The sequence below is a fragment of the Anaeromicrobium sediminis genome, assembly GCF_002270055.1.
In the GTDB taxonomy this organism is placed as follows: domain Bacteria; phylum Bacillota; class Clostridia; order Peptostreptococcales; family Thermotaleaceae; genus Anaeromicrobium; species Anaeromicrobium sediminis.
On the sequence record NZ_NIBG01000006.1, the window covers coordinates 1 to 19,822 of the forward strand.

At 30.3% G+C, this 19,822-nt stretch carries 16 protein-coding genes; 14 read left to right on the plus strand and 2 right to left on the minus strand.

Annotated elements, in window-relative coordinates:
* The first annotated feature begins 350 nt into the window (after positions 1–350).
* The 4 genes from CCE28_RS08470 to CCE28_RS22920 all read left to right on the plus strand — a co-directional run bounded on the left by CCE28_RS08470 (position 351) and on the right by CCE28_RS22920 (position 4,844).
* Positions 351–2,150, plus strand: a complete 1,800-nt coding sequence (locus CCE28_RS08470) for a C69 family dipeptidase (protein ID WP_095132944.1) — start codon at positions 351–353, stop codon at positions 2,148–2,150.
* Positions 2,151–2,315: 165 nt separating this feature from the next.
* Positions 2,316–3,137, plus strand: coding sequence for a transporter substrate-binding domain-containing protein (locus CCE28_RS08475; RefSeq protein ID WP_242972936.1), 822 nt, complete (start codon positions 2,316–2,318; stop codon positions 3,135–3,137).
* 198 nt (positions 3,138–3,335) lie between these two features.
* Positions 3,336–4,424, plus strand: coding sequence for an NAD/NADP-dependent octopine/nopaline dehydrogenase family protein (locus CCE28_RS08480; RefSeq protein WP_095132946.1), 1,089 nt, complete (start codon positions 3,336–3,338; stop codon positions 4,422–4,424).
* Positions 4,425–4,601: 177 nt separating this feature from the next.
* Complete coding sequence (locus CCE28_RS22920) at positions 4,602–4,844, plus strand: PhoH family protein (RefSeq protein WP_278277536.1); 243 nt, start codon at positions 4,602–4,604, stop codon at positions 4,842–4,844.
* 178 nt (positions 4,845–5,022) lie between these two features.
* Here the strand turns inward: CCE28_RS22920 and splB are convergent, their stop codons facing one another.
* Positions 5,023–6,033 carry a spore photoproduct lyase gene (gene splB / locus CCE28_RS08490; RefSeq protein WP_095132948.1) on the minus strand — a complete coding sequence of 337 codons (1,011 nt, stop codon included), beginning with the start codon at positions 6,031–6,033 and terminating at the stop codon, positions 5,023–5,025.
* 104 nt (positions 6,034–6,137) lie between these two features.
* Between splB and CCE28_RS08495 the strand changes: the two genes are divergently transcribed.
* From CCE28_RS08495 to CCE28_RS08505, 3 genes are all read left to right on the plus strand, one after another.
* The gene (locus CCE28_RS08495) at positions 6,138–6,407 is read left to right on the plus strand and encodes a YkuS family protein (RefSeq protein ID WP_176461732.1); all 270 of its coding nucleotides are present in this window, start codon (positions 6,138–6,140) and stop codon (positions 6,405–6,407) included.
* A gap of 468 nt (positions 6,408–6,875) precedes the next feature.
* Positions 6,876–8,345, plus strand: coding sequence for an alkaline phosphatase (locus tag CCE28_RS08500; RefSeq protein WP_095132952.1), 1,470 nt, complete (start codon positions 6,876–6,878; stop codon positions 8,343–8,345).
* A gap of 74 nt (positions 8,346–8,419) precedes the next feature.
* A complete protein-coding gene (locus tag CCE28_RS08505) occupies positions 8,420–9,589 on the plus strand; it encodes a YibE/F family protein (RefSeq protein ID WP_095132954.1) in 1,170 nt (389 codons plus the stop codon).
* Between the two features lie 104 nt (positions 9,590–9,693).
* Here the strand turns inward: CCE28_RS08505 and CCE28_RS08510 are convergent, their stop codons facing one another.
* Positions 9,694–10,854, minus strand: a complete 1,161-nt coding sequence (locus CCE28_RS08510; protein ID WP_095132956.1) for a L,D-transpeptidase family protein — start codon at positions 10,852–10,854, stop codon at positions 9,694–9,696.
* Positions 10,855–11,015: 161 nt separating this feature from the next.
* Between CCE28_RS08510 and CCE28_RS08515 the strand changes: the two genes are divergently transcribed.
* The 7 genes from CCE28_RS08515 to CCE28_RS08545 all read left to right on the plus strand — a co-directional run bounded on the left by CCE28_RS08515 (position 11,016) and on the right by CCE28_RS08545 (position 19,664).
* Positions 11,016–11,819 carry a M15 family metallopeptidase gene (locus CCE28_RS08515; RefSeq protein WP_095132958.1) on the plus strand — a complete coding sequence of 268 codons (804 nt, stop codon included), beginning with the start codon at positions 11,016–11,018 and terminating at the stop codon, positions 11,817–11,819.
* 359 nt (positions 11,820–12,178) lie between these two features.
* On the plus strand, positions 12,179–12,985 hold the full coding sequence (locus CCE28_RS08520) for an AIM24 family protein (RefSeq protein WP_095132960.1): 807 nt from the start codon (positions 12,179–12,181) through the stop codon (positions 12,983–12,985).
* Positions 12,986–13,105: 120 nt separating this feature from the next.
* Positions 13,106–13,753, plus strand: a complete 648-nt coding sequence (locus tag CCE28_RS08525) for a TerD family protein (RefSeq protein ID WP_095133263.1) — start codon at positions 13,106–13,108, stop codon at positions 13,751–13,753.
* Between the two features lie 186 nt (positions 13,754–13,939).
* Complete coding sequence (locus CCE28_RS08530) at positions 13,940–15,895, plus strand: transporter substrate-binding domain-containing protein (protein ID WP_095132962.1); 1,956 nt, start codon at positions 13,940–13,942, stop codon at positions 15,893–15,895.
* A gap of 71 nt (positions 15,896–15,966) precedes the next feature.
* The gene (locus CCE28_RS08535) at positions 15,967–17,325 is read left to right on the plus strand and encodes a sigma-54-dependent transcriptional regulator (protein ID WP_207652873.1); all 1,359 of its coding nucleotides are present in this window, start codon (positions 15,967–15,969) and stop codon (positions 17,323–17,325) included.
* A gap of 30 nt (positions 17,326–17,355) precedes the next feature.
* Positions 17,356–18,360: a TAXI family TRAP transporter solute-binding subunit gene (locus CCE28_RS08540; RefSeq protein ID WP_095132966.1), complete on the plus strand. Its 1,005-nt coding sequence runs from the start codon at positions 17,356–17,358 to the stop codon at positions 18,358–18,360.
* Between the two features lie 269 nt (positions 18,361–18,629).
* Positions 18,630–19,664 carry a hypothetical protein gene (locus tag CCE28_RS08545; protein WP_207652874.1) on the plus strand — a complete coding sequence of 345 codons (1,035 nt, stop codon included), beginning with the start codon at positions 18,630–18,632 and terminating at the stop codon, positions 19,662–19,664.
* Positions 19,665–19,822 lie beyond the last annotated feature (158 nt).

The following is a 19,822-nucleotide window of genomic DNA, read 5'->3' on the forward strand; positions in this document are numbered from 1 at the left end:
TCTCAGATATATACGAATAAATAAGGCATTAGAGAATATCCTAGATTTTGCGTAAATGGTTATTAATTATAAAATTTCATGGTGTATTTTTATACAATACAATGTATATATAGCGAGAGGTGGTGATTAAGCTACCCCTCGTTATTTTATTTGAAATTTATTAATATCTTATAAACTTGTACCATATTAATATATATATGAGCATCCTGTATTGAAGACGGTAAACAGTAAAAACTCAATTTAAGAGTCTTCAAACAGGACACAAAACTTGCAGTAACAAATGGATATTTGTTACTACTAGTTTTAGTTAAATTTTCATATTATTACAAATATCAAAAGGAGGGTACTTAATGAAACGAGCACATTTTAAAATTTTTTCTATGATGCTATGCATCCTAATGTTGTTTTCAATGTGTATAAGTTCATCATATGCAATGGATACGGCTTACACAATGGAAACAAACAGTTATAAGAATGGTTTTTCTTTTGGTAGTCAGAACAAAGCAGAAATTGCACAAAACATCTCAGCAATGAAGGAAAAAGCTACTGAAAATAAAATTAGCTTGAAAAAACTTCTAAAAGATGCCAAAGAAGTAGATGAATTCTACAAAGAAATGCTTCCAGAAAAAGTAGAATGGATGCACGGTGTTGCAGATAGCACAAGTATTCCGTATGAAGACATTTTAATCCTAAATACTTTTGATAAAAAAATGGTTGGATTTGAAGGAGAATGCACAACCTTTTTAGCACAAGGAAAAGCTTTGGCCAGTGGGCAAGGAACAATGATTATGAAAAATCGTGATCAAGGAGCAAATGCCCTGTGTGAAATAAGTGTTAAAGAGCCAGCTACATATGGAAATGGAGCTATTTATAGAGCTGCCTATATTGATATTCCACAAGCAGAAAAAACTTACAAAGTTGTAGCAAATCGTACAGCAGGTCGCTGGGGATACGGCATGGGAATTAACGAACATCAAGTTATAGTTGCTGATAACGATGCTCCTAGTAGAGATATATTGGATTTTAAAGCAGGGTTACATGATAATGATGTTGTAAGATTGCTCCTAGAAAGAGCAAAAACAGCAAGGGAAGCCGTGGATATTTTAGGAAAAATTGTAGAAAAATATGGTCAGGCATGGAATGGTATCATGTTTGAAATCGGTGATCCTAATGAATTATGGGTAGTAGAAGTAACAGGTCATCGTTGGGTTGCTAAAAAATACAATGATACTATAAGTGCAAGATCCAATCAATATCAAATCGAAGATGACTATGATTTGTGTTCAGCAGATTTAATAAGCTTTGCAATTGAACAAGGATGGGTAGATGAAGGAACAGAAAAAATAAATTTTAGAAAAGTTTACTCTTGTGACGTAGGATACCCTGACGATAATGATTTATCAAAGCGTAAAAATGTAGAAAAACTCTACAATACAGAAATGCGTTATGAACGAGCAATGGAGCTTCTAAAAGAAAATGAAGGAAATATTACATATTCAATGATGATGAATGGGGCTAGAGATCATTATGATACATATACTTTACCAAGTGGAAAAGTTATTGAATTAAATCAAGTTCCTTTCTATAGTACGGAATATGCAGATTGGGAAAATAAGGAGTTTTTAAATGAAGCACCAAATAGTGATGAAACACCTGCACATATGTATGTTCGTGGCGTATGTGGCCATGACATAGGTTGGGGACGTACTATAGCATCAGCTGTTTTGATTGCCAGACCAAATGTACCAAATGAATTAGGATTGATGTTACATGCTCTTGGAACTCCATGTAAGTCCGTATATGTTCCGTTTTATGTAGGCATTGACAAAGTGCATCCTGATTTTGAAAATCCTACTGCAGCTGTGTTATTTAAAGCAATTGATACAAGAACCTTTGGATTCTATAACATGTATCATGATGCCATGCGCAAACACTTTGACAAGTATGAAGAAAACATGCTGAATAGTTTAGCAGAAATAGAAAAACAGTTTATTTCAGTACAAAATAAAGATGAAGCAAAACAACTTCTTACAGATTTTGTTATAAATAAATGTGACGAAGCACTTAAAACAGGAAAAGCAGTACAGCAAGAAATTACAAATGTAGCAAAGGATTGGTATTCCTGGGAACCAAGAGATATTAACAATTAGAAAGGTGGGTCTAATGACCCCCTTTTTCTTATTTTAACAATCTTTTTCTTAATTTCTCACTTTTGTAAGTAGGAAATAATAGAAAAATAAATAGCATAAATATAAAAATAAATGAATAATAATACAAAATAAAGAAAGAACTTTTCTATTAGGAGGATGATGAACATGGTGAAGATGAATGGTAAAAAGACATTGGCTGTAATACTTATGCTATGTATGATATTTGCATTTTCGGGATGTGGAAAAGAAAAAAGTGGTGCGGATAACACCCCTCTAACGAAGCTTGAAGAAATTAAAAAAGCAGGGAAAATCGTATTAGGTACATCCGCGGACTATCCACCTTATGAATTCCATAAAGAAATCGATGGAAAAGATGCGATTGTAGGATTTGAGATTGAAATGGCAAAAGCAATAGCAGAGGAGATTGGGGTTGAACTTGAGATTAAGGATATAAAATTTGATGGATTATTAGCTGCTTTATTTGCGGATAAAATCGATTTTGTTATTGCAGGAATGACACCAACAGAAGAAAGAGCAAAAAGTGTTGATTTTTCTAAGGAATATTTTGTAGATGAACATAAGGTCTTAATAAAAAGTGAAGATGCAGGAATGATTAAAACAGCAGATGACTTAAAAAATCTAAAAATAGGTGCACAAAAATCATCCATACAGGAAGGTATTGCACAAGGTATTGAAGGCGCAGAATTAAAACTAATCAGTAAAATAACTGATTTAGTATTAGAGGTATCTAATGATAAAATTGATGCCCTTGTTTTAGGAAAGGCAACTGCAGAAGCATATGCAGATAGAAATGAAGACCTTTTTGTACCAGAATTCTCTTTAGGTGGAGGAAATGGTTCTGCAATAGCAATAAAGAAGGGGAATGAAGATTTTGTTAAAGAACTAAATAATATTATAGAAAAACTAAAGAATGAAGGAAAGATTGATGAATTTGTTACATATGCAACGGAATTAGCAAATGAGTAATAAAAAGTAAGAGGAAAATAAAGCAAAAGGCAATAAATCTTATAGCCTTTTGCTTGAAATTTTTAATAGCTCATTTTAAATTCAATAAATTTAAAAATATATAGTACCTATAAGAAATATGGATGTTGATCTATGTGAATTTGATAAAAGTCATAAGTATGAATAGATGAATTTGTTTAAATAGGAGGAGAAAATATTATGAGTAATTGCAAAGATCTAAAATGGACTATCGTAGGAGCTGGAAATGGAGGACAATCTGTTGCAGGACATTTAGGATTCATGGGGTTTGATGTGACTATATATGATATTTGTCGAGAGCCAATAGAAGCAATAAAAAAGCAAGGAGGCGTATTTTTAGAAGGGGTTGTTAAAGGTTTTGGAAGTGTATATGCAACCAATGACTTAGAAGAAGCCATTTTACGTGCAGATATTATTATGGTAATTACTCCAGCATTAGCTCATGGGCATATTGCAAAGGATTGTGCCCCCTATTTAAAAGATGGTCAGGTGATTGTACTTCATCCAGGAGCAACTTTTGGCGCATTGGCATTTTATAAAGTCTTGAAGGATGAAAGTTGTAAGGCGGATATTACAATTGTTGAAACCAGTACACTAATCTATGCATGTCGTCTCAATAAATCTGGCACAGCACGTATATTAGGGATCAAAGATAGACTGCAAATAGCTGCTTTGCCAGCGATTAAAACAGAAGAAGTGGTAGGAATTTTAAAAGGTGCATATCCACAGATAGAAGGACTTGAAAATGTAATGATGACCAGTTTGGACAATACAAATCCTATGATTCATCCTCCAGCCACATTATTTAGTACTTCTTTAGTGGAATCCAATAAAGAATGGTTATTTTATTGGGATGGGATTACAAATTCTATAGGAAATTTCATAGAAGAAATGGATCATGAAAGATTGAATATAGCTAAAAAGCTAGGATACAAGATGGATGCTATAAAAGATCAGTATCGTGTTGAATATCATGCAGAGGGAGAAAATTTAAGTGAGATTTTCAGAAAAACAGATGCCTATTCAGGAGTGTATGGTCAAAAAACTCTTAAAACACGCTATATTCTTGAGGATATACCCATGGGTTTAGTTCCTTTTGTGTCTTTAGGTAAAAAATTAGGGGTAAAGGTGGAGCGAATGGAAACCATCATAAAATTATCTGAATTTATGTTGCAGCAGGATCTTACAAGTTATGGAAGATCTTTTGAAAATATGGGTCTTGATAAGATGACTATGGATGAGATTATTGAATTGGTTATAAATGGATAATACATGGTGAAAATTCAAGTGGTTGGGGGTCGTATAAAATATATACATCCAAAATTGAAAAGAAATTTTGTAAACATTTGAAGCCAACAAACGCCTCCTAGGGTGTTGATGAAACGTTTATTATAGTAAAAACTATTAAAGCAGGAGTTAATTCTTCTGCTTTTTCTCATCATTATAATTGATGAAGCTCAAAATTTAACAAAATATGAAATAAAAACAATTGTATCAAGAGTAGGAGAAGGGAGTAAAATAGTTTTAGTAGGTGATCAAGAGCAAATTGATCATTCATATCTTGATTCTTGTAATAATGGACTCTCATATTTAATAGAAAAATTTAAAGAGCATAGATTATCAGGACATATTACCTTTAAAAAAGGAGAACGATCTCAATTAGTAAGGTTAGCTGCCGAAATATTATAGTGAATATGACGGAGTGTATGTAAATGGCTATTTATTATAAAATAGTATAGTTTATTTTTATACGATACATAGGGATAGGTGGTGATTAAACTACCTCTCCCTATTCTATTGAAAATTAAATAAATTAATTAACACAGTAATAAATTAAAAATACATTTTTAAAAGGTTGTTTTAATTGTTAAGTAAAATATTCAATTTTTGCGTTTTTAAAGTTATTGTTTATAAGGTCCGTAATAAGCTCTTTCATTTCAGTACTTTGTTCTTTTGGATACACATGTTTAAATTTGCCGTATGGTCCCCATTTTAATATTCTCTTTTCTTCGTCTAAATCAAGTTCTGTATTAGGGAATCTAGTAAGTATTAATTCCTTAGCTGTAGCAGTAAACCTATGTTGAATAAGTTCAAAGGTGATCTTATCATTATAATTATTTAACTGAGACTTTAGTTTATCAAGTAATTCTCTATAATCCTTCTTCCAGTTATCATAAATCATTATAGGTGCAATTATAAAACCTATAGGATAACCTGCATTTGCAATTTTTTTTGCCGCTTCTAATCTTTCATCAAAGCTAGATGTGGCATGTTCAAATTTACTTATTACATGTTTTGTATTTATACTAAATCTAAATTTAGTATGGTTATTATGTTTTATGTCTAAGAAAGAGTCTACATTATTATATTTTGTTATAACTCTAAGTCTTCCCTTTTCACTTTTAGCAAAAAATTCAATACACTTTTTCAGATTTCCAGTTAAGTGCTCAAGTGCTACAGGATCAGTAATACTACCTGATTCAAAAGTAGTTATATTTGGCCAATTGTTATCTATATGATTTTGTAGAACATTAAGTATATCATCAATATTCACAAATACCTTCATAAAAGGTTTTTCACCCTGAGTTGTTTGTAAATAACAATACTCACAATGGCCTGGACAAGAACTAGATAAAGAAAACTGGTAGTCAGCAGAAGGTTTGCAAGGTCTTAATTTTTTTTGCGAATTTACTGTAATATAGATAGCCTTTTTAGCTTTAGCATAATTATGGGCAGGTGATTTGCCCTCAATGATAACTTTTCTGGACTTAATAATGGGGACATTTAAATTTTCTAAGTATTCTACAGCATTTTTTCCTACCTCATATTTCAGAATTCTAGGATCTATATAGGCGATATCTGGTATAAACAATTTCATATATTTCACCTCTTTAGTATGTTCTCCATATGTTTACAATACTATTAGTAAACATTTTAAAGAAGACATGGGCATAATAATCATAAGAAATGGAGGTGATTATTATGGACAAAAAGGTTGTTGTTGAAAATACACTAAAACCATATATTGATATTCTTGAAGAGAGTGGATATGATGTTCATAAATTATATAAAAATGAAAATGCAAATAAAATAGAATCCACTAAATATGATGGAGTTGTAGTATCAAGTGCTAAGAATATTCCAATGGGACATAACTCAAAAATTAATGTACCTATTATTGAGGCAGAAGGGAAAACTCCTGAAGAGGTTCTTAATATATTGATAAGTACGCACCATGATGGCATGAGATAAATCTGTTTTTAAGTTAAAATTAATTTGGCAAAAAAGAAGCAATTAAACTAGAGCTAATATCCTATCAGTTTGGGTGTTAGCTCATTTAATTGATTTTTGATATATTTTACATATGTAATCATGTAAATTGATGACTTTAATTTAAATCATTAATTTGTTTGACTTTGAAAGCAAAGAAAGGATGACATTTTAATAAGCTACTAAAATCCAAGGATAACATACTTATAATATGTCCTTGGATTATTTTATATCATAAATTTTTTTGCCTTTTTCTCCTTTCTTAATATGTTAGGAATATGATTTGCTACATATAGAAAGGTTATAATCAGAATACTAATATTAAGGGATAAAACATTTTAAATTAGGCTAATTAACACTTCTTTTACATAAATCTAATATCTGTTTAGCAAAATCACAATATACTAGTCTAGGGAATTGATAAGACTTACATAAGGGAGGCGTAACTAAATGTTTAAAAAGAAAAATTTTACGACTAAAGCTTTAATAGGTATATTATTACTTGCTTTTGTATTTGTTAGTGTTGGAAAAATATCTAATAATAAAGTATTAGCAAGTGAAAAAACTTTTGTAAAAGGGAAAGCTCCTAAATACGTATTTTACTTTATAGGAGATGGTCTAGGAGCAGCACAAAGACAAGCTGGAGAATATTATGTTCACGAGACTACTGGAAATAAAGAATTTAAACTAAATATGAACACTTTACCAAAGGTTGGAATAAATACTACTCATTCTGCAGACTCCCTAGTAACTGATTCGGCTGCAGCAGGAACAGCTTTGGCTACAGGAAATAAAACGAATAATGGAGTAATTTCAAAATTACCAGATGGAACAGATGTAAAAACTTTAATTGAAGAAGCTGAAACAAAGGGAATGGCAACAGGTATAGTAACTAGTACCAGATTAACACATGCTACTCCTGCAACATTTGCATCACATAATATAAGTCGAGGAAATGAAAATGAAATAGCTGTAGATTATTTAGACAGTGGAGTAGATTTCTTTGCAGGTGGAGGATATAGAAACTTTATACCTCAATCTGAAGAAGGTTCAAAAAGAAAAGATGATAGAAATCTGGTAGAAGAATTTAAAAATCAAGGATACAAGACATTTATAGGAAAAGAAAGTACAAAAGAGTTTAGAGACTTTAAGGCATCTGATGAAAGTAAGGTATTTGCTTCATTTACTTCTTCTCATTTACCGTACGAAGTAGATAGAAAAAATACTAATGAAACCCCAGCATTAGCTGAAATAATAGATACAGCTATAGAAACTTTATCAAAGGATGAAGATGGATTCTTCTTAATGGTTGAAGGTGGAAGAATAGACCATGCAGGACATGCCAATGATTTAGCCGGAGTTATCCATGATGTATTAGCCTTTGACGAAGCAATTAATGAAGCTTTAGATTTTTATAAAGAGCATAAAGATGAAACTTTAATTGTTGTAGTAGGAGACCATGAGACAGGTGGAATGGGACTTGGATTTGGTAAAAATTATTTCTTGAAATTTGATCAATTAAAATATGTAAAAGTTTCTGTTGAGGATACTTTACAAAAGATATACAACGGAAATAGAGAAGAATACTTAAAATATATAGAAGAGAATTTCGCTTTAAATGATTTAAATGAAGAAGAATTAAAAGAATTAAATAAAGCTATGGATCTAGTGGATAATGGACAAAAGGATGAAAAAACTTATGGCTATTATAATCCTGTTGCTACAGCAACTACCCATATATTATCAAAGAGAGCTAATGCATATTGGACAACTTTTGCTCACTCAGGAACTCAAATACCTATGTCAGCAATAGGAGTAAATGCAGAGGCATTTGAAGGGTTTAAAGATAATATTGAAATAGCTAAAACTATGGCTGAAATAATGAAGTTTCAATTAACAGAAGTCAATAAAGCTCAATAATTTAATGAATATAAGAGTCAAGTTTATACTTGGCTCTTATCATGTAATGATTAAATAATAAGAGGTATTTGTATATGAAAAGACAATATAAGATTTTTATATTTTTGGTTATAGTATCTTTAATAGTTTCTATAATTTATATTGATAGTCATAATAAATCAAAAGAAAGTATGAATTACATAGAAGCTAAAGCTAAAGTATTAAAAATCGACAATAGCAATGTTAATCGAGCTGGTATATCTAGAATTGGAGATCAAAGCTTAGATATTAAAATACTCAATACTAAATTTAAAAATGAAGAAATTAAAGCAGTTAATCATCTAACTGGTAGCTTAGAGATTGATGATTTTTATAAAGAAAGAGATACAATACTTGTTTCTTTAATGATAGAAAATGATATGATTGTTGGGGCAAAAACTGTTTCTTTATATAGACAAGATTGGCAGTTTATCTTGTTTGGCATATTTGTTTTATGTTTATTAATTTATGCAAAATTAATAGGGCTTAAAGCACTTTTTTCCTTTGTTGCAAGCTTATTTGTCATATGGGAAGTTTTAATTAAAAATTTATTAGCAGGAAAAAATCCACTAATTATTACAACTTTAGCATTAACATTATTATCAGGAATCATTATATTTTCAGTTGCTGGCATTAATAAAAAGGGAATATCAGCATTTGTAGGAACCATGTTTGGACTTATTTCAACAATTATAATAACTGTATTTTTTGGAAATAGAATGGGCTTTTATGGCATGACAACTCCTTTTGCTCAGACATTAATGTTTAGTGGATATATGGACCTTAATATGCAACATATTTTTTATGCAACTATAATAATAGGGGCCTCTGGAGCAGCTATGGATATTGCCATGGATATAGCAGCTTCCATGGAAGAGATAAAAATAAATATGCCACATATATCAAAAAAAGATTTAATTAAATCGGGATTTAATGTAGGAAGATCAGTAATAGGAACAATGACTACAACCCTACTATTGGCATATTCTGGAGGATATTTGACTTTGCTAATGTTATTTATGGTAAGAGAAACAAGCTTAATTCAAATATTAAATATAAAAATGGTTTCAGCTGAAATAATGAGAACAGTAGTAGGAAGTATAGGTCTTGTTCTGGTAGCACCTATAACAGCAGTTTTTGCAGGATGGATTTATTCTGATAATAGGATGTTTAAAATTAAGTTAAATGAAAATAAAAGTGAAAAGAAAATAGGTGTTAGTCACTAAACCTATTGGTTAGGAAAGAACCTTGTGAGAGATTATGAACTCCCAAGGTTCTTTTGTTTGAGCAGATTTTACAATAAAGTATTATTTGTCTATTAGAAGTATTTTCAATAAATATATACTCCTGTACCATCTTTAATATTATCATATACCCATTTAGCATCATCTACGCTTAATCTAACACAGCCATGCGAAATAGATTGGCCTAGTCGTGAATCTACAATATTTTTTCCCTTAGAATCGAACAAAATTGAATGGAAATAATAATTTCCAAAGAATCTAACCTTATATTTTGCCTTTACTTTTCCATTATAGGAAGTGAGCCATGGTGCTCTTCCGCCAATTGTAAAATTCCCCTTTACAGTTGGTGTTGATGCTTTTCCATCTGTACATACCATTGTTTTAGTAAGACTCCAATTCTTATTTTCTCCTTCAAAAATATAAGCTGCATTCTTATCTGTATCAACCCATACATAATGATTTGTTTTACTATTAAAGTCTTTTTCATTTATAATTGCTTCTAATTTTTCTTTTTCTGAAAGAATATTTTCATATATTATAAGTTCTTCTGAATACTCCCTTGTGTACTTTCCAAACCTATCCTTAACATATACAATCCCCTTATATATGCCTGGTTCATTTGGAGTATAATTAATACTATTATTTTCACTAAGTAATCCGTCATATACTACATTTGAATCTTTAAGTACGTACCAATGATACATTAAATGATCTCCATCTGCTGAAACGGAAAAACTAAGGGGCGTATTAACAAGCTGTTTACCGGTTTTATTTACCCAAACAGAATTTATTCTAATGGGGAGAATAATATTAATTTCTTCTGACAATTTACTTTTGGTAATTCCATTCTCATTCTTAATTTTTACAAGAACTTGGTATCTACCTAATTCATTCATATTAAAATCTAAAAAGTTTTCTTCATCATATTCCTTTTTGTATATTTCATCACAGTCTTTAAATATGGTCCATTCATAATCTAAATCTTTCCCTCTAGAAATAGCTGTAAATCTAAATACAGTTCCAAGTGTCTCTATATTACTCTTATCAAATGTTATTGAATCTATCATTGGAGAAGCTCCATCTGTAACTTTTATATGCTCATTGGGATTATCAATTGCAACTTCTTTAGTAACAGAGGATTCCTTATTTTGTGCATATATACCATTAGATGATAAAACCTGCACTATAAGTAAAGATAAAACAAAAACTAGTGAAAAACAAATAAGACCTTTAAGCTTGCGCGACATAGTATTCCCCCCTATATTTCGATAATCTACCTTTAAAGTAAATATATGTACCTTCTAGATGCGTTATGAGAGAATAAATTTTAAGTTATAACATGACATGGGAATTGCATAAGTTAATATATTATTAAAGAGAAGAATCAATTAGATAAGGAGAATGAAATATGTTTTTAGTGAAAAAAGCAATATGGTCTATTTTACTTGTATTTATTATAAGTACTATATTTTTTACAATGGGTTTTATGTTTGAAGAAAAGGTAGAAGGAGTTCAGGATTACTTAGATACTTTTAAAGAAACTGAGGAAATCAGAGTTGATAATCATCATATTAATAAAAATTCAAGTAAAAAAACTACCCCACAACCAAATCATAATAAATTTGAACCAGTTTTTTCCTATAGCTCTTTATCTGAAGAAAACATTCGTAAGATTAAAGAAGTTTCATGGAAACCATCAGCGCCAGTATCTTTAGAAGAATTGTCCTATGTTAAAGTTACCTATTGGGGATTTGATGATAGAGAACATGTGGGAGAGTTGATAGTTCATGAAAAAGTTGCAGAAGAAGTAGTAGAAATATTTGAGGAATTGTATAAAGGAAAATTTCCTATAGAAAGAATTAAATTGATAGATGAATATGGAGCAAATGATGATCTATCCATGGAAGATAATAATACATCATCATTTTGTTTCAGAGTGGTATCGGGAAGTAAAAAACTTTCAAAGCATAGTTATGGTATTGCTATAGATATTAATCCATTACAAAATCCCTATGTAAAAGGAGATAAGGTATCACCTAAAGCTGGAAAAGAATATTTAGATAGAAATAATGTTAGAATGGGTATGATTATAAAAGATGATATATGCTATAAAGCTTTTAAAAGTAAAGGTTGGATTTGGGGTGGAGATTGGAAGACGGTAAAAGATTATCAGCATTTTCAGAAGGATATTCATGTTAAAGAATTAAAATAATATGTGCATACTGCCAGTAGGTCAGACAACAATTATTATCCATAATACATATAGAGTTATAGTGGAGTTTTTTCCATCAAGCTAAAGACTCCCCACATGGTAAGATAGTTGTTGTAGGAAAGAATTAATGATATCCTTTAATGAGAAGTAACAAAGAAAGTTAATACATAGGATAAAAGTGTTAATCAGAATATAAAATTTCTATTTTGTAAAACTAAGATAAAACATTAAATTAATGATTATATTAGTTTTCATAGAAATTAAAAGAGGAAATTTTTCTTAAAAAGAATATGATAATAAGTCGGATATTATTATATAGACATATTGCAAATATAAAAAATTAAAGGGGGCTAAAAAATATGAGCAATTTTAAATTATCAACTTATGAACATTTAACAGGTGCAACTAAGCAGACTCCTGCATTTTCATGTGTAGCACAGGGAAATGGATTTTTTTATGCGAAAAAAGGAGCTATGGTAGCAGATAAGGGACAATTTAAATATGAAAAAGTATTATTAGATCCAAATGCTGGAAGTGGTCTGGCTAGAGGTATTTTAAATAGTGTCACTCGTAGATTAACAGGTGAAAATATGGAAATCATGAAAGTTACAGGTAATGGAATGTGTATCTTAGCTTGGCAAGGAAGAAATGTAACTATCGTTCCATTACAACCAGGAGAAGCAGTTGGGGTAGAATCAGAAAATATTTTAGCTTTTTCAGGAAATTTAAAATATAGCGTTAGATTCATTGGAGCAGGAGTTTTATCTCAAAAGGGATTGTTTACTACTAATTTCCAAAATAATTCTGGTGAAGAAGGGCATGTGGCTATAATTACTGATGGAAATGGAATCGTAATTCAAACTCCTTGTAGAGTAGATCCTGATGCTATGATCTGTTGGACCGGTCCAGATCCAGACCTTAAGGCAGATGTAAATTGGAAGACATTTGTGGGCCAAACATCTGGAGAGTCTTATATGTTTGAATTTAGGCAAGGAGGATACCATGTAGTACTACAACCTTCAGAGAGGAAATCTGGCCTTGCTATTGGCATTGATGGAGGAAATCAAGCGGGCACACAATCAAGTGCATTTAATAATACACAAGAAAACTTAGGTGATACATTAGGGCAAGTAGGAAATGTACTAGGAAATTTCTTTGATAGATAAAAAAAGGAGGTAGAAAAAATGGGGTTAAATGGTCTTGGAGGATTAGGAAGTAGCAATGAATCACAGCAACCTCAAGAACAAACAGCAGGTTTAGGAGGCCTTGGTGGATTAGGTGAAGGCATGGAGACACCAGCACAATCAACAAATTTAAATAGGCCTGTTGGTGAAAAAGTATCCTTAAAAAAGGGTCAAAAAGTATCTTTGAAGAAAATGGCAACAGATGCAGGATTAAATGGAGGAACATTATCAAAAGTTAAAGTTGGCCTTGGATGGGATCTAAATAAATATGATGGCGGACATGATTTTGACTTAGATGTATTTACTTTTGCTGTTAAGGGTGATGGTAAAGTAAGAAATTCAGGAGATTTTATCTTTTTTAATAATATGAGATTAAGTAATGGTTCTATTGAATTGATGGGAGATAATAGAACAGGAGCAGGGGCAGGAGATGATGAGGTAGTAGCCGTAGATTTAAATACTGTTCCTGCTGACATTGAAAAAATCATATTTGCAATCATTATTAATGAAGCAGAGATGAGAAGACAAAACTTTGGTATGGTTGGAAATGCATTTGTTAGATTAGTTGATACAAATACTAATAAAGAATTTTTAAGATACGATCTTTCAGAAGATTATAGTATAGAAACAGCTGTAGTTGTGGGAGAAATATATAGACATAAGGGAGAATGGAAATTTACTGCTATAGGAAGCGGTTTTAACGACGGATTACCTGCATTGTGTGCTTGTTACGGAGTAGATGCAGAATAATAATTTTTTGCAAAAATATTAAATGATTAGAGGTAGTGATAAAAAATCACTACCTCTAATCATTTTTTATAAACAAGAATGATTTTACAAAAGAACAACTATTGTAACAAAGGAATAATGGAAAATTTGTAGAATTGAATAATTATTCGGAAAAATTAGATTGGTTGGTGTGTTTAGAGATTGAGAATGAAAAAAATAATTTTTATTTTAATGTTTATATTTATTTTTACTAATGAAAGCTATTCGATAGCTGACTCACAAGTTGAAAAAACTATAAAAGTTGCTGGGGATAATCATTTGCCACCATACCATTATGTAAATGATAATGGTATTTATAAGGGATTTTCTGTGGACATTATTAGAGCTATAGCTATTGAAAAAGAGTTAGATATTGAATTATACCCTATGCCATTTTATTCGATTATGGATAATCATAATATTGATATGATACTGGGCATAGAAAGAGAGAAAGAGTATCCTAATATTTACGAATTTTCTTCACCATACTTAGAAATATCTAATTGTATATTTGTAAAAAAGAATAATAAATTTATTGCAGATATTGAAGACTTAGCTTCCGTAAAAGTAGGCATTCAAAGGGGAAATATTCCAAAGGAGTTAAAACAGTATATAAGGGAAGATTCAGTTGAATATGTGGAAAATCAGCAACAAGGTATTCTTTTATTAATGATGGGAAAGATAGATGCTTTTGTTGGAAATAGGATTACTGGCTTATACACAATACAAAAGTTTAAACAGACAAATTTTATTAAAATTGTAGGTAAACCTATAGCACCTATTAAATATTCCTTTGCTTTTAAAAAAGGCAATCATGATTTAGTTAAAACAATTAATGAGGGATTAGAAGAAATAAAAAATGATGGTATATATGATAAAATTTACAATAAATGGTTTGGCGAAATTATTCAAACGCCTTTAGAAATTAAGATGAATATTTTCAAAAGAATATTTTGGGCCTTAATTATTGTAATGATTATTGTCTTTGTAGTATTAAGAGCAAATCAGATTTTAAAGAGAGAGGTAATGAAAAAAACAGAAGAATTGGTTAAATTAAATAATAGCTTGCTAGAGAGCAATAAGAAAATAGAAAAAGAATATATATTAAGACAACAGATATTTAACAGTGTTTATCATGGTATAGTTACAATAAATAAGGATGGAATAATCAATTTTGTAAACTTAAAAGCAGAAGAAATTATAGGAGAAAATAGTACTTTAAATAAAAATATAAATGACACAAATATTATGAAAATAATATCTAAAATAGAACTTGAAAATGTTTTAGTATTAGGAAGAACATATTTAAACAAGGAAAAAACCATTCATATTAATAATGAAAGAATAGTATTAAGGTATAGTGTATATTCCTTAAATGATGAAAATGACAAGTGTATAGGTGCCGTCATAACCTTGGTAGATATTACAAAAGAAAAGAAAATACAAGAAAAATTAATACAAAAGGATAAAATGCACGTACTTGGAGAATTTATGGCTATGGTAGCCCATGAAATAAGGAATCCATTGGCATCAATCAAAACTTTTATTGATCTAATACCTGAAAAACTTGAAAATAAGAAATTTAGGGAAAGGCTATTATATTATGTACCATTAGAATTAGATAGAATGAATGGTCTAGTTACAGATTTACTAGATTATGTTAGTTTAAAAAAAATGGACAAAATGGAAGTAGACATAGGTAAGTTAATATTAGAAGTATTAGTTTTATTTGAAAATAAAATAGAAAAAAACAGTATTAGTGTGATCAGTAAAATTGAGGAGAATGTTACTATTTATGCAGATAGAAAACAGATAAAACAAGTAATTATAAACCTAATTTTAAATAGTATACAAGCTATGAATAAGAAAGAAGGAAAAATTGAAGTTCTTTGTTATAGTACTCCCCTATGCTGTATAGTAAAAATCATAGATAATGGCGTTGGTATAAAAAAAGAGAAACTCTCAAGAGTGATAGAACCTTTTTTTACAGATAAAGAAAAGGGGACAGGATTAGGATTGGCAATATGTTATGAAATTATAAAGGAGCATGGAGGACAGTTTGAAATAATTAGTGAAGTTGGAAAAGGAACTGAAGTAGCTTTAACATTTCCAAATAGGCAATAGAAAATAGGTTGGATTGAAAGATTAATATGCATATTTTATTCAATAAAAAGTATATACAAGGTGGGATGAAGTTGGAACAGATTCTTATAGTAGATGATGAAGCTGCAATTTGTGCATCTTTAGAGTGTGCCCTTGAGGAGGAATATGAAGTATTTATAGCTAATAAACCGAGTGAAGTATATGAATGTTTAAGAAACAATAACATTAAAATTATGATATTAGATTTAAAGCTAGGAAAATATAATGGATTAGATATATTGCAGGAGGTAAAAAAATATCATATAGGAATTGAAGTCATAGTTATTACTGCTTTTTCTAGTATTGATACTACAATAAAGGCTATAAAGGGTGGAGCCTATTATTATGTTTCAAAACCAGTAAATATTAAAGATCTAAAAAGCTTGATAAATAATGCACTTAAACATCAGCAGTTAAATAATGAAATTGTACACTTAAATGAGGAGATAGAAAAAGGACACAAATTAGGGGATATAATCGGTAAATCTGAAAGCATAAAAGAAGTATTTCAATTGATAAATAAGGTTAAGGATATTGATTGTAATGTACTGATAACAGGTGAAAGTGGAACAGGAAAAGAGCTAGTTGCTAGAGCTATCCATTATTTAGGTAATAAACGTAATGAGCATTTAGAGGTTGTCAATTGTGCAGCTATACCATCTGATTTACTTGAAAGTGAACTGTTTGGATATGCAAAAGGTGCGTTTACAGGTGCTGTTCATGATAAAGCAGGAAAATTTGAAATAGCTAATAAGGGAACGATTTTTTTAGATGAGATTGGGGAAATGGATATTCAACTTCAATCAAAGTTATTAAGAGTATTGCAGGAAAAAAAAGTAACCCAATTGGGCTCAAATAAGGAAAGAAAAATTCATGTAAGAATTGTAGCGGCTACAAATAGGATTTTAGAAGAGGAGATTTTAAAAAAGAATTTTCGAGAAGATTTATTTTATAGATTAAATGTAATACAGATTAAAATGCCTTCCCTTAGAGAGAGAAAAGAAGACATTCCCTTACTAATAGGGCATTTTATAAGAAAATATAGTAAAGAATACAATAAAACAATTAAAGAGATAGATAGAAATGTTCTAAAGTTTTTGGAGTGCTATGACTACAAAGGAAATATAAGAGAGTTAGCAAATATAGTTGAAAGATTAATAATTTTATGTGATGACAGTAAAATATCTTATAAAGATATTCCTATAGACATGAGGCAATCTAGCTCAAAGGATAATTTTCATTCTGATAAAATTGCAATTCAGATAGGAGAAAGTTTAAAGGAAGCTGAAAAGAAAATTATTGAAAATACATTAAAAGGAAACCATGGGAATAAGAGATTGACGGCTGCAGTTCTTGGTATAAGTGAAAGAACTTTATATTATAAAATAAAAGAATATAAAATAAAAGTTTAAATATTAAACTATGAAGGGATAGTTAGAGATATGAGAAGAAAGATAAAATATTGTTTTGTATTGGCTATCAGTATTTTCATATTATTAACTAATGTGGCATGTAATTATGCAGATAAAGAAATAATTGAAACAGATAATACTGAGATAAAATATGAAAAAATAACTATTGCTACAGGAGAATCATCAGGGACCTATTATCCAATTGGAGCAGCAATAACTGCCATAATAACAAAATATATATCAGGAATTGATGCTATAGCAGAGCCAACAAGTGGATCAATAGAAAGTTTAAAGCTTTTAAAAAATAAGGAAGTAGATTTTATACTTGTTGCATCTAACACAGCATATGCTTCATATAAGGGAGAAAAACCATTTCATGAACCCCATGAAAATTTAAGAGCTATTGCTAATTTATATCCAGAAGTTTTTCAGTTTGTAGTATTAAAGAATTCAGGTATGAAAAATATTTATGACTTAAGAGGAAAAAGAATTGCTGTAGGAAAAGTAAATAGTGGGACATTTAGAACTGCAAAGGAATTGTTAAAATATCATGGAATTACCTTTGATGATATTACTGCTAAACCTTTATCTTTCAAAGAAGGGTTAGCTGCGTTACAAAAAAATGAAGTGGATTGTGTAATTATAGGATCAGGTATGCCTACAGCAGCAGTTGTAGATATTTCAGTAATGATGGATATTGATTTATTATCTATTGATAAAGGCGTTTTCTCCAAAGAAGATAATATGAAATACTTAAAATTATTTACTATAAAAGAAGGCACATATAAAGGCGTAGATAGAGATGTTGTTACTGTAGCTAGCTCCGCATTGTTAGCTACAAATAGTGATGTGGACGAAAATCTTGTTAATGAAACTTTAGAGGCTTTATTTAAGCATGTTGATGAAATCGAAGGTGCCCATCCTCAAGGAAAGAATATTAAATTAGAAAATAATATAAGTGGAATGCCTATTCCAATGCATTTTGGTGCTATCAAATATTATAATAAATTTAAAATAATAAATGGAAATGAATGATTAATATAACTTTTGAATTTCATATTTATTGAATATTTTAAGAAAGAATATACCCAATAATGGGATATTCTTTTTTTGTGCCTAGATATAATGTGATGAGAAATGACTGCAAAATTTTAATGTGAGAATGTACATTTTTGGAAGAAAAAACATGAGTTTCTAGTGGCACGGATTTTGCTTTAAATCTAAATGAGGAGAGGACTTCATAAAAAATACAAAAGATTTTTCCGGATTTTAAATATTAAAATTAAAATAGGGAGGGATTTATAGTGCAAGGTCATAATATTTTATACTTATCTCAAAAGGAAGTAATAGATTGTGGTGCTTTAGTTATGAAGGATGTTATTGATGATTTAGAAAAGGTATTTATACTGCATAATAAAAAGGATTATGTTCTACCTTATAAGGTATCACTTCGTTGGGGGGATAAGCATACAGAGGAAACGAGAGGAAGAATAAATGCCATGCCAGGATATGTAGGTGGAGATACAAATATAGCTGGGATTAAATGGATAGGAAGTGGACCACAAAATCCTATGAAATATGATTTGCCAAGAGCTTCTGCACTAATTATTCTAAATGATGCTGAAAAAATGCTTCCTCTTGCCATAATGGATGGTACGATTATTAGTGCTATGAGAACTGGTGGAGTTACGGGAACTGCAACTAAGTACTTAGCCAGACCCGATTCTAAAATAGCAGGAATAATTGGAGCAGGTACACAAAATAGGACTCAGATAATGGCAATAAAAACAGTAATGCCTAAATTGTCAAAGGTAAAAGTATATGACCTGTATTTAGAACGCAGCAAGAGATTTGCAGTAGAAGTGAGTGAAGAATTAGGCATAGAAGTAGTACCCGTATTAAGTGCAGAGGAAGCTATTAGAGATACTGACATTATAGTAACTGCAACAACTGCAAAGGAACCAATTGTTAAAGCAGAATGGATAGGAGAAGGGTGTTTTTATTCTCATGTGGGAGGACATGAGGCTGAGTTTGATGTTATAAGCAAGGCTAATAAAATTGTAGTTGATGATTGGGAGCAAATTAAGCATAGAGGAACTCAGACGTTGGCAATTATGCACGAAAAAAATGAAATGAAAGATGAAAATATCTATGCTGAGATTGGAGATATTATTACTCAGAAGAAAAAAGGTAGAGAAAATGAGACAGAGTTCATATACTTTAATGGAGTAGGAATGGCATTGGAAGATATTATTGTTGCCAACAGAATATACTCTAAGGCGTTGGAAAATGGAGTTGGAACAGTTTTAGAATTATGGGATAAACCAATTTGGATATAATGGGTATGATCATGAAAAAAATTGAATTTCATATTTGTTGAATAGATTTAAGAAAGAATATGCCACGTAATGTGGGTATTCTTTTTTTATTTATATGTGTATTCACATAAGAAATGATTGCAAAATTTTACTACAAACAAATGAAAATTGCAAAAATT

What these genes read in the sequence shown, in the direction of transcription:
- CCE28_RS08530 (WP_095132962.1), top strand. Translation starts at nt 13,940, where the DNA reads ATGAAAAAAATAATTTTTATTTTAATGTTTATATTTATTTTTACTAAT.
- CCE28_RS08495 (WP_176461732.1), top strand. Translation starts at nt 6,138, where the DNA reads ATGGACAAAAAGGTTGTTGTTGAAAATACACTAAAACCATATATTGAT.
- splB (WP_095132948.1), bottom strand. Translation starts at nt 6,033, where the DNA reads ATGAAATTGTTTATACCAGATATCGCCTATATAGATCCTAGAATTCTG.
- CCE28_RS08505 (WP_095132954.1), top strand. Translation starts at nt 8,420, where the DNA reads ATGAAAAGACAATATAAGATTTTTATATTTTTGGTTATAGTATCTTTA.
- CCE28_RS08515 (WP_095132958.1), top strand. Translation starts at nt 11,016, where the DNA reads ATGTTTTTAGTGAAAAAAGCAATATGGTCTATTTTACTTGTATTTATT.
- CCE28_RS08475 (WP_242972936.1), top strand. Translation starts at nt 2,316, where the DNA reads ATGGTGAAGATGAATGGTAAAAAGACATTGGCTGTAATACTTATGCTA.
- CCE28_RS08525 (WP_095133263.1), top strand. Translation starts at nt 13,106, where the DNA reads ATGGAGACACCAGCACAATCAACAAATTTAAATAGGCCTGTTGGTGAA.
- CCE28_RS08520 (WP_095132960.1), top strand. Translation starts at nt 12,179, where the DNA reads ATGAGCAATTTTAAATTATCAACTTATGAACATTTAACAGGTGCAACT.
- CCE28_RS08540 (WP_095132966.1), top strand. Translation starts at nt 17,356, where the DNA reads ATGAGAAGAAAGATAAAATATTGTTTTGTATTGGCTATCAGTATTTTC.
- CCE28_RS08510 (WP_095132956.1), bottom strand. Translation starts at nt 10,854, where the DNA reads ATGTCGCGCAAGCTTAAAGGTCTTATTTGTTTTTCACTAGTTTTTGTT.
- CCE28_RS08470 (WP_095132944.1), top strand. Translation starts at nt 351, where the DNA reads ATGAAACGAGCACATTTTAAAATTTTTTCTATGATGCTATGCATCCTA.
- CCE28_RS08500 (WP_095132952.1), top strand. Translation starts at nt 6,876, where the DNA reads ATGTTTAAAAAGAAAAATTTTACGACTAAAGCTTTAATAGGTATATTA.
- CCE28_RS08480 (WP_095132946.1), top strand. Translation starts at nt 3,336, where the DNA reads ATGAGTAATTGCAAAGATCTAAAATGGACTATCGTAGGAGCTGGAAAT.